General features: G+C 59.8%; 5 protein-coding genes. 2 read left to right on the top strand and 3 right to left on the bottom strand.

Annotated features, from left to right (window positions below):
* Window positions 1-433 precede the first annotated feature (433 nt).
* The gene (locus ADB02_RS04825) at window positions 434-1,291 is read right to left on the bottom strand and encodes an HNH endonuclease family protein (protein WP_080969576.1); all 858 of its coding nucleotides are present in this window, start codon (window positions 1,289-1,291) and stop codon (window positions 434-436) included.
* Window positions 1,292-1,605: 314 nt separating this feature from the next.
* On the opposite strand from ADB02_RS04825, the gene gltB reads away from it, so the two are divergent.
* The gene (gltB, locus tag ADB02_RS04820; RefSeq protein WP_049189861.1) at window positions 1,606-6,228 is read left to right on the top strand and encodes a glutamate synthase large subunit; all 4,623 of its coding nucleotides are present in this window, start codon (window positions 1,606-1,608) and stop codon (window positions 6,226-6,228) included.
* Entirely contained in the window at window positions 6,221-7,762 is a 1,542-nt protein-coding gene (locus ADB02_RS04815) for a glutamate synthase subunit beta (RefSeq protein ID WP_049189812.1), read from the top strand. The genes gltB and ADB02_RS04815 overlap by 8 nt, the downstream gene beginning before the upstream one ends.
* Window positions 7,763-7,770: 8 nt before the next feature.
* Here the strand turns inward: ADB02_RS04815 and ADB02_RS04810 are convergent, their stop codons facing one another.
* Together ADB02_RS04810 and ADB02_RS04805 are read right to left on the bottom strand one after the other, a co-directional pair.
* Window positions 7,771-10,332 carry a multicopper oxidase domain-containing protein gene (locus ADB02_RS04810; protein WP_065421711.1) on the bottom strand — a complete coding sequence of 854 codons (2,562 nt, stop codon included), beginning with the start codon at window positions 10,330-10,332 and terminating at the stop codon, window positions 7,771-7,773.
* A 132-nt stretch (window positions 10,333-10,464) separates the two neighbouring features.
* Window positions 10,465-11,454, bottom strand: a complete 990-nt coding sequence (locus ADB02_RS04805; RefSeq protein WP_141737765.1) for an LCP family protein — start codon at window positions 11,452-11,454, stop codon at window positions 10,465-10,467.
* Window positions 11,455-11,626 lie beyond the last annotated feature (172 nt).

Raw genomic sequence — 11,626 nt, 5'->3', positions numbered from 1 at the left:
ACTTTAACAAACCTGTGCCGCGTCAAAAAGTAGTTTCCACGAAGAAAAGTAAAAATACGCAGTCAGTGTGCGCAATGCTTTACGACGGATACCTTTTCGCGTACGGGCTCGAGGATACAGTGTTATCAAACAGTTATAAACCGACAGGAAGCAGTGAATATAACGAAAGGATAACACTGCGGTAACGAATTCAATTCTGATATTGACGTATATAACTCTATGAACCCAGGGGTTTTCGGTTGGTTTGTTTGACGGGGCGGGCAGTAGCTGAATGGCGGTCGCCCCCAGAAATTAGGGGGCTAGGAATCTTCTGAAAAATAGAAATGTTCGAGACTAGGAGGGGCGGAGGTTGCGAACACGTAGCTAAATAGGTGACATATTCGCCGGCTTGAGCCTAGAAGCGTGGTGTTGGTGAGCGCCTGAGGAAGTTGCCCTAATTCAGGGTTAGGGCGGCAAGTGCGGGCTCATCCTCTGGTGTGCAGGTGGAGAGCCAACGGTCGATGGCATCATACTCCGCCTGCGTGGCCCATAGGTGGTATTTCTGTTTTACCGCCACCTGGCGAGCGACATACTGGCAGCGAAATGGCTTATTGGCGGGTACCCAGGATGCGGCATCGCTATCCCGCTTCTGTTGATTGGCGGGGCCATCGACGGCCAAGAGGTTGAGGGGGTCATTGGCAAAGTCCTGCCGAACCTCTGGTGGGAGTTGCTGTGCCCCCTTTTGCCAGGCGTCGCTCAAGGCTACGACATGGTCGATCTGTACGGCGGAAGAGGTGTTGCGGCCGCGCTGGAAATCAATCATCGTGCCGGTATAGGGATCCAGTAACTGCCCTGAAAGCACGACGCAATCGCGACTATTTGGTTTGTACTCCTTATTAATAAGGTCACGATTCAAAACATCGTTTCGCGTGTCGCATCCGTTGTGCCCAAACTCGGCAGAGACGTCATCGCTCCAACGCTGCCCGAACTCGTCGCGCGCATAGCCGGTTTTCGGTGCCCGCCCTTTTATCTCCAGCTGGTTGAGGGCGCTACGGATGCCGTCGATAGGCGATGTGCCGGGCGCTGGGGTGTCGGGGACGTCCGGGGAGTCGGGCGCTTCAGGAATCTCGGGCGCGGGTTCCTCTGGCTCGGGCGTGAATGCGGGTGCCGGAGCCGGGCTGTACGACTGGCTCTCTGGAGTGGGGACTGTGGGAGCCGTGCAGCCGCTGAGGATTGTCGCTGCGCCGATGAGGAGGGCGAGGCCCTGCAGTGGCGAGCGGAAACGACGGTTGGCGAGCATGGAGCTAACCATAGCGGTGGGGGCGGATTGGGTATGGAGGGAGGTTTGCTAAAGAATCGAACAATTGTGCGTAGTTAGCGGGGGTGGTAGCTCGATTAGGGGGTTATGGCGTTAAAGCGGGTAGTAAAAGCCCGGTTTTAGTCGAACGGGAAGGGTGTTCTAGCTCCTTCGGGGGTGGGTAAATATAGCTAGTTCCCTAAATACGTATTGCAATACGCCTAGATGAAAGTGCATTGTTAAAACAGTTGGAAATATAGATAACCCGTGTCCCCCAATTGGCACATTGCACCTACAAGGGGAAAACAGCCATGACAGCTAAGACAGCCATGACTCTGACCGAAACAGCGACCACATTGCCTCGTGGTCCTCAGAGGGAAGGTCTCTACCACCCGTCGAACGAACATGATGCGTGTGGCGTGGCCTTTGTTGCCGACATTTACGGTCGCCAGACCCATGACATTGTGGAAAAGGGCATTCAGGCACTGGTCAACCTCGACCACCGCGGTGCCGCCGGCGCTGAGAAGACCACCGGCGACGGTGCCGGCATTCTCATTCAGGTTCCGGATGCCTACTACCGTGCTGAGCTGAGCAAGGAAGGCGTTATTTTGCCGCCGGCCGGCACCTACGCCACCGGTATTGCGTTCCTGCCGCAGTCGCGCATGGCCACCCTCGATGCCATCCGGGCTATTGAAGATATCTGCGCCGAAGAGGGCATCGAGATCTTGGCATGGCGCGATGTGCCGATTAACGCTGACGGGCTTGGTCAGATGGCTCGCCAGGCTATGCCGGTGCTGCGTCAGCTCTTCGTTACCGCGAAGAACTACGAGGGGCGCCAGCTCAGCGATATCGATCTCGACCGCAAGATGTTCTTCCTGCGTAAGCGCTGCGAGCGAGAGCTGGGTGGAAAGGGCGCCGGTGAGGGCTCTGGTGGCGACACCGTGTACTTCCCGTCGCTGTCCAGCCGCACGATCGTCTACAAGGGCATGCTGACTACTCCGCAGCTGAAGGATGTCTACCTTGACCTGCAGCAGAAGGAAGTCACTTCCGCGCTCGCCATCGTGCACTCACGCTTTTCCACGAACACTTTCCCGTCCTGGCCGCTGGCACACCCGTACCGCTACGTCGCTCACAATGGCGAAATCAACACTGTGCGCGGCAACGAGAATTGGATGCGCGCCCGCGAGTCGCTGATTCGCTCTGGCAAGCTGGGCAACATCGACCGCGCACTGCCGGTGTGCGACCCCAACGGTTCTGACACTGCGCGTTTCGACGAGGCCCTGGAGTTACTGCATCTCGGTGGTCGTAGTCTCCCGCATGCGGTCATGATGATGGTTCCGCAGGCCTGGGAGCACGACGACAACCTCAGCCCGCAGGTTCGCGCGTTCTACGAGTACCACGCCTGCCTGATGGAGCCGTGGGACGGCCCCGCTGCCATCTGCTTTACCGACGGCCAGGTCATCGGAGCCACCCTGGATCGCAATGGCCTGCGCCCGGGGCGCATCTGGGTGACCGACGAGGGCCTGGTGGTGATGGCCTCCGAAGCTGGCGTCCTGGATATCCCGCCGGAGCAGATTGTGCAGCGCACACGCGTGCAGCCGGGGCGCATGTTCCTGGTGGACATGAAGGCCGGTCGCATTATTGAGGACAAGGAGATTAAGTCCACGCTGGCCGCCACCGGTCCATACGAGGAATGGATCAAAGAGGGCCTGGTCGACATCACCGACCTGCCACGAGAGCGCTACCAGTACATGCCGCATGCCCGCGCGGTGTTGCGGCAGCGCGTCTTCGGCATCACCGAGGAAGACGTTGACCTAATCATCCGCCCGATGGCACTCACCGGCGCGGAGGGCCTGGGTTCGATGGGCTCAGACACGCCGATTGCGGCACTGTCCAACCGCCCTCGCATGCTGTTCGACTTCTTCTCGCAGCGGTTCGCGCAGGTTACCAACCCGCCGTTGGACTCGCTGCGCGAAAAGTCCATCACCAGCATGAATACGTTGCTGGGTGCAGAGACCAACATCCTGGAGCCCACCGCCGATGCCGCCCGTCGCATCCGGCTTGAGCATCCAATCCTGGACAACCACGACTTTGTCACCCTGTGCCAGGCAGGCAAGAACGAGGAGTATTCCGAGTTCCGTGCCGAGGTCATCTCCGGCCTGTACCCGGTCGCCCGCGGTGGCCGCGGCCTGCGCAACGCTATCCGTCGTGTCCGCCGTGAGGTCTCTGAGGCCATCGACCGTGGTGCCCGACTGATTGTGCTGTCTGACCGCGAGTCCAATGAGCGCTTTGCCCCCATCCCGTCGCTGCTGCTGACCTCTGCGGTCCACCACCACCTGGTGGAGGAGCGCACTCGCACGCGCGCCAGCCTCATCATTGAGGCTGGCGACGCCCGCGAGGTGCACCACATGGCCATGCTGCTGGGCTTTGGTGCCGATGCCATTAATCCGTACATGGCTTTCGAAACCATCGATGAGCTGCGCATGAAGGATCAGCTTGGTGATCTGACGCTGGATCAGGCCTGCTCGAACTACTGTAAGGCCGCCTCCAAGGGCGTGTTGAAGGTCATGTCCAAGATGGGTATCGCCTCACTGCAGTCCTACCGTGGCGCACAGCTGGCCGACACCGTCGGTCTGTCGCAGGAGTTCCTGGACGAGTACTTCACCGGCGCTGTTTCTCCGCTGGAGGGTATCGGTCTCGACGAGGTCGCAGAAGACGTTGCAGCTCGTCACCGCAGCGCATTCCTGCCGCGTCCGGAAGAGCAAGCACACCGCGAGCTGGATCTCGGCGGCGAGTACAAGTGGCGTCGCGAAGGCGAGTACCACCTATTCAACCCGGAGACCATCTACACGCTGCAGCATGCGACCCGCACTGGTCAGTACGCGGTCTTCCGCGACTACACCAACAAGGTCGATGAGCAGACCAAGCAGCTGGCAACTCTGCGCGGCATGCTCGAGTTCGCCTCGGACCGCGAGCCGATCGACATTGAAGAGGTTGAACCGGTCTCCAGCATCGTCAAGCGTTTCTCCACCGGCGCGATGAGCTACGGCTCCATCTCTGCGGAGGCACATGAGACGCTGGCCATCGCTATGAATCGCCTGGGTGCGATGTCCAATTCCGGCGAGGGCGGCGAAGATCCAGACCGTTTCGAAATGGAGGCCAACGGCGATTGGAAACGCTCTGCCATCAAGCAGGTAGCGTCGGGCCGCTTCGGTGTGACCAGCCACTACCTGTCCAACTGCACCGACATCCAGATTAAGATGGCCCAGGGTGCAAAGCCCGGCGAAGGCGGCCAGTTGCCACCGAACAAGGTCTACCCGTGGATTGCGGAAGTGCGCATCACCACCCCGGGCGTGGGTCTGATCTCGCCACCACCGCATCACGACATCTACTCGATTGAGGATTTGGCGCAGCTCATTTACGACCTCAAGAACGCCAACCCGCGCGCCCGCATTCACGTGAAGCTCGTCTCCGAGCAGGGTGTGGGTACTGTCGCCGCTGGTGTGTCGAAGGCGCATGCCGACGTCGTGCTGATCTCCGGCCACGATGGCGGCACTGGTGCCTCGCCGCTGACCAGCCTCAAGCACGCGGGCGGTCCGTGGGAGCTGGGGCTCGCTGAAACCCAGCAGACCCTGATGCTCAACGGGTTGCGCGACCGCATCCGCGTGCAGTGCGATGGCCAGCTCAAGACCGGTCGCGATGTCGTGGTCGCGATGCTGTTGGGCGCTGAGGAGTTTGGTTTTGCTACCGCTCCGCTGGTGGTTGAGGGCTGCGTCATGATGCGCGTCTGCCACCTGGACACCTGCCCAGTCGGTATTGCCACCCAGAATCCGACGTTGCGGAGCAAGTTCACCGGCCGTGCCGAGCACGTGGTCAACTTCTTCACCTTCATCGCCCAGCAGGTCCGTGAATACCTCGCTGAGCTGGGTTTCCGCACCATCGATGAAGCGGTCGGACATGCCGAGTGCCTGCGTCCGCGCAAGAATCTGGGCAACCTTCCGCGCGTCGCAAAGCTTGACCTAGAGCGAATCCTGCACGTTGCCGAGAGCCCCTTCTTTGTGGATCAGGATTCCTACTGCACGAAGGCGCAGGACCACGGCCTCGAGGGGGCGTTGGACGAGCGCCTCATCGACGAAGCGCAGCCCGCGCTGCGTACGGCGCGTGCGAACGGGTTGGCGCCGACGCCAGTGGCGCTGCACCACGCCATCAGCAATGTGAACCGTTCCGTGGGCACGCGCCTCGGGTACGAAGTCACCAAGGTCGCAGGTAAGCAGGGGCTTGCCGACGACTCTATCGTCGTCAACCTGCTCGGTTCTGCCGGTAACTCGCTGGGCGCGTTCCTGCCAGCCGGTGTGACTATCAAGCTGGAGGGCGATGCCAACGACTTCGTCGGCAAGGGCCTATGCGGCGGCAAGATTGTGGTCCGACCTTCACGTTCGGCCCCGCCAACCGCGGATGTGGCTACCGACACGATTGCCGGCAACGTCATTGGTTTCGGTGCCACTAGCGGTGAAATCTTCGTCCGCGGCACCGTCGGCGAGCGCTTCTGCGTGCGTAACTCCGGTGCCACGGCCGTGGTCGAGGGCATCGGTAACCACGGTTGCGAGTACATGACCGGTGGCCGCGTCGTAGTGGCGGGCCCGGTCGGTCACAACTTCGGCGCCGGTATGAGTGGCGGTATCGCCTACCTGCTGGATAACGAGGCGACGCGAGCGAACATCAACACCGAGTTGGTCGACATCGTGCCGCTCGACGATGAGGACATCAGCTGGCTGGAGGCAACGCTGTCGAAGCACCGCAAGCTCACGGGTTCTAAGACTCGGTTCCCGGCTGCACAGTTCATCAAAATTATGCCGCGTGATTACGCCCGAATTCTCGACGTAGTCGCGAAGGCAAAGGACAACGACGCTGACATCAACGAGGCAATCATGGAGGCAGTAAGCAATGGCTGATCCGAAGGGTTTCATGAAGTTCCAACGCGAAGAGCCTGCTCATCGCCCGGTTCCGCTGCGTCTGATGGACTGGAAAGAAGTCTATGAGGAGGCTAGTCAGGAGCACCTGCAACAGCAGGCGACCCGCTGTATGGACTGCGGCGTGCCGTTTTGTCACTCGGCCTGCCCTCTGGGCAACATCATTCCGGAGTGGAATGACCTGGTTCGTCAGAACCGCTGGCACGAGGCTTTCGAGCGCTTGCACGCCACCAACAACTTTCCCGAGTGGACTGGCCGGCTGTGCCCGGCTCCCTGTGAAGGCGGCTGCGTCCTCGGCATCAACGACGATGCGGTGACCATTAAAAATATTGAGCTGGCCATCGTTGAGCGAGGTTTCGATGAGGGTTGGGTGCAGCCGATTGTGCCGACTTTCGACACCGGCCAACACATCGCTGTCATCGGCTCCGGGCCGGCGGGCCTTGCTGCAGCACAGCAGCTCACTCGCGCCGGGCATGATGTCACGGTCTTCGAGCGTGACGACAAGATTGGTGGTCTGATGCGCTACGGTGTACCGGACTACAAGATGGAGCAGCGTTTCCTCGACCGTCGCCTTGAGCAGATGGAAATCGAGGGCACTGAGTTCCGCACCAACATCTCACCGACAGCCGCTGACCTGGCCGATTTCGATGCAGTGGTCCTAGCTACCGGCGCCTCGCTGGCTCGTGACCTGCCCGTCGATGGCCGTGACCTCGAGGGCATTCACCAGGCTATGGAGTACTTGCCGGGCGCCAACCGCGTTGCCGTAGGCGAGCTCGACAGCCCGCCAATTGATGCCAAGGGCAAGAAGGTTGTCGTCATTGGCGGTGGCGACACCGGTATTGACTGCTTTGGTACCGCGCTGCGTCAAGGTGCTGCGTCCGTCACGCAGTTCGATATCCGTCCGCGGGCTCCGAAGTCCCGTGCGGCGTCGACTCCGTGGCCGATGTACCCGCTGGTCTGGCGTGTGGCCACCGCTCACGAAGAGGGCGAGTACACCATCACTGGTTCCGAGCCACCAGAGGTTACCGAGGCCCTTGGACTCAACGCCCGCGTTACCGGTGAGACTCTCGGCAAGCGCGTCTTCAATGTCAACACCGTCTCCTTCCACGGCGAGGACGGTCACGTGACCGGTCTGTCCGCCAACGAGGTCGAGGTCATCGATGGGAAGCGCGTGCCCATGGAGGACACGGATTTCGAGCTCGATGCCGACCTAGTTCTCATTGCTCTGGGCTTCTCCGGTCCGGAGCGCGGGGGCCTGCCGCATGAGCTGGGTATTCAGTTCAACGATCGCGGTGTGATGATGCGTGACGACGACTACCTTGCCGTGCGCAGCGACATCGAGCAGAACTTCGACGGTCCGGTGTTCGTGGCCGGTGACAATGGCCACGGTGCCAGTTTGATTGTGTGGGCTATCGCCGAAGGCCGCGCCTGCGCCGAGGCCGTGGACCAGTACCTGATGGGCGAGTCCAATCTGCCTCGCGCGGTGGAGCCGGAGGATGCTCCAATTAAGTTGTAAACCCTGGTTTAGTTCACCACTATGTCGCCGCGTGCCCCCATTTCGGCATGCACCATCTGGTGGTCAACAAAGCGGTACGTGCCTGGCTCCGGGAATTCGGCCTCAACATAACCGCCCTGCGCGGCACCGAGGTCAAGGGCTTGGGCGCCGCCCACGCCGTCGTCAAGCAAAAGCGTTCCCTCTTTGTACACGCGATGGAACTGCGTGCCGACGATGTGGAAGCTCGTGCCCTTGTTTGGACCTGCGGCAAGTACCCAGAAACGTACCGTCTCACCTGCGCGAATACGAATTGGGTGGGTGAGATACTGGTCGGGGTAGCCGTTGAACTTGTAGATATCGGGGTCCTCGGCCATGGTCTTGTCGGCATCGGGGCCGTCCTCGCCCCAGTAGCTTTCCGACTGCACCAGAAGAACTTCGTGGTCGACTTCGGTGAGATTCGGTGGGTCGATAATGACAGCACCGTGCATGCCGGCAGCGATGTGCATGGACATGGGCATGGTTGCGCAGTGGTACATCCATATGCCCGCGCGGTCGGCACGGAAGCGGTACTCAAGCTGTTCACCAGGGGCAATGTCGCGCATAGGTTCATCCGGTGCAACGATGCCCGCGTGGAAGTCGATGGAGTGACTCATCGTGCCGTCGTTAATGAGCGTGACGACGAACTCGTCGCCCACCTTGCCGCGCAGAGTTGGCCCCAGCGGTTTGCCGTTGAATACCCAATGCTGCTGCTCGACGCCAGGGGCAGCGTAGCCGGTGAACTCGCTGGCTCTCAGGGTGACGTGGTGAACCGTGGCGTCCTCGGCGGGTTCTAATAGCGGGTTGATGGTGGGGGAATCCGGGCCGGGTTGCTCGCCGACATTCCCGAGCGCACCGGGAGTGGCATGGTCAGCGTGGTTGCCACCTCCGGTGTGGTGTGAATGATTCGAGCCACCTGCATTGACCGTGAGCGTCATGCCCATCTGGCGGTGACCAGCAATGGTGCACCAGCCGTCAATGTCACCGGGAACAACCGGCACTTCAATGGTGGCGGAGTTGCCAGGGGCGACACGTCCGGTGTCCTCGCCGGTGGCCAAGCGCAGATCGTGGACCTGGGAATCAGCGTTGACCATGGTGATGACCAGTCGGTCGCCGGGGTTCGCCTCTATAACGTTCGGGGTATAGGTCATATCGTTGGCAGTAACCGTGACCTCGACGGTTTCTCCGGTGGGCGCAACATCGCTGGTGGTTTCAATGCTTCCCGTACCGCCACCGCTCAGCGCAACACCAATAGTCACTACCAGGCCCAATACAGCCAGAGCGGCGGTAGTTTGAGCACCGAGTCGACGTGCAGTTGCGTGCAGTTCGACCGGCTTCGGCGTTGCTTCTTTGTTGGCCCGTGCCTTCTGACTTTCTTTCAGCGCACCAATCTGAGCCTTCGCGGCACGGCCGACAAGTGGCAGATAGGACACCAAGGCAAGGGAGACCATTGCGGAGACCGCTACTTTGGTCCAGGACGGCAGCGGCATTAGCCACAGTGCCAGACCAATATTGATGGTCGACCAGCGGAATGCTCCCGCGCGGTCAAGTTCCTTCATACCGGCGGAGACTGGACCAGCACCTCCGCCGATGGTAGCGGGCAAGAGTTGGCTCATCATGCCGATAAGCAATTGTGCGCCGAAACCGATTACCAGCGGCAGCGTAAAGGATGAGATTACGAAGCTGCCGTCAAGCGCCTTGACTGTGGCAACTGTGAGTGTGCCGATCAGCCAGACGACCGCAGCCGCAACAGACAGCGCCGGGTAGCTGAGGCGGTCGCGGGGGTCTTTAGCGACAGTCATGACGTTGTGCGCCCACGGAATGGCGGCTATGACCCAGCCGATAGTGATGATGCCAAGGCCGACGGAGGCGAACCAGTTGAAGCTGGTCAGTGCACCGATTGTGGTAGTCGCGATACCTATGAGCTGTACTGCTAGTGCCAGCTTCGGGCGGGAATGCGGCGACATCTGGGTTCGCCACAGCGCTGGGAACATGGTGATGAGCGTGCCGCAGGCCGCGAGCCCGAGGAAGCCAATGAGGTTGATGGCTTCATGTGCCAGTAGGAGGTCGTCGTGAAGCGCTTCGCCCTTCGGAGATGCGAGGATGGCGCCGAGCGTGGCGCCGATCGGCAGTAGGCATGCCGACGCGACGTAGTACGCAACGGAGATGGCGAATGGTCGATTGCGCTTCGCTACCAGGTCGCGTCCGAGGGAAATCGCATGCCATGCGACGGCGACGCCGACGACCGCTGCGCCGGCGGTGGTCACTGGCCACCAATCACCCAGCTTTCCGATGACTGTTGTGCCAATACCTACGTTGAGCAGGTAAATGTTTGCTAACTGAATGTGCCGATTGCCATCGGGCACATCGATTTTCAGTAGTTTCTCGGTGAAGTGGCGGCCCCAAATGAGGATGGAGTTGGTGACGGCGCCGAGGGTAAAGAGGTGCACCAACAGCCAGCGCCCATCGGAGACAAATGGGTGGACTAATGCGGCCACAATGATGGCAGCGAACCACCAGCGCACCGGCATACTGGCCTTGCGATGCCAGGACATGCGGTGACTCTTGCCAGGTTTAGAAGGTGGTTTGGTTGTGGGGGCTTGGGGTTCTGGTGTGGCGGGCGACGACATATATCAATAATACGCATACTAGTTGCGTATTTAATAGGGGTGCATGTAAGAGTGCTTTTATTTGGGCAGGTCTTCGCCGTTTTTGTAGGCCTGCCAGAACTGTGTGGTCTGCTGTGTCCAGACCGCATTGACACCATCGTCGGCAGGGCCTGTCGGTAGTGTCGCGGTGGACACCGGTGTGGACGCGGCGCGCTGCATCAGGCTGCGGACATCATTCAGACTGACAGTAGTGGCCGTTCCATTAGTTAGGGCGGTGAGGAGGGCAGTGAACTCCTTCATGGAGTTCACGGAGCCGCTGCTGTCAATGATTCCTTCGCTGCGGTAGTAATCCAGTAGCGCTCCCAGAATTTCCTGCTGGTGGTTGATGCGCGAGAGGTCACTGCCACCCGTTTCGGTCTTGCGAGCGCGAAGCTGTGTGACCACACCTTGGCCGGAAAAGTGCTGCTCACCTTTGCCTTCGCGGACGATGCGACCGCCGTCATCGACGGGGAGGTCTGCGCCGCCGAGGCTATCGATGATGCCGGTGACACCGTTGAAAGTGGTGGCGATGGTGTCATCGATGGGAATCCCAGCTTCTTCAGTAATCGCCATGGCTGCGCAGTCCATGCCCGCTTGGGCTGATCCGCGGTCATCGACATCGGCGACGGATCCGTAGGCGAATGCGGAGTTCAGTTTGTCCTTTTTGCCGGAGTGCTCGGTGGCGTGAGAACCAGCGCAGTCGGGTAAATCTACCAGGGAATCTCGCGGCACAGAGACAATGTCAATCCACTCCGGATCGTGACGCATACGCATGAGCATGATGACATCTGAGCGGTGTCCCACCATGGATGAGTCTTGACTATCGACACCAAGGATGAGCAGTGTCTCTTGGTGCGTGGCCGATGTGTCGGCGACGTTCTGTGTCTGACTCATCCGGTTTTGAATCAGCATCAGGGTAGCAAGCAACAGCGCCATCACCGTTAGAACTGAAACGGCAGTAATCAGTGCAGCAAGGAAGGGCTTTCGGATGATGAAAGCGCGTGCCCGACGCGTTGATGATGTGCTCACGGGGGAAGTGTAACCCTTTTGTCAAAAACGATTGTTTGAGTATTCACGCAAATACTTCCTTGAATAAGCATCTCAATAAAGAGGTGATTTTGCATTAATTGCAATCGTCAGGAAGTGGTTACGTTAGAAGTTAGTTTGTACAGCTAGTTATATGAATGTAAACAGATTGAAG

This window comes from Corynebacterium sp. 212_CJEI (assembly GCF_001055915.1).
In the GTDB taxonomy this organism is placed as follows: Bacteria; Actinomycetota; Actinomycetes; order Mycobacteriales; family Mycobacteriaceae; genus Corynebacterium; species Corynebacterium jeikeium_D.
The sequence above is the reverse complement of the archived record's forward strand: the minus strand, read 5'-3'. Positions and strand labels throughout refer to the sequence as shown.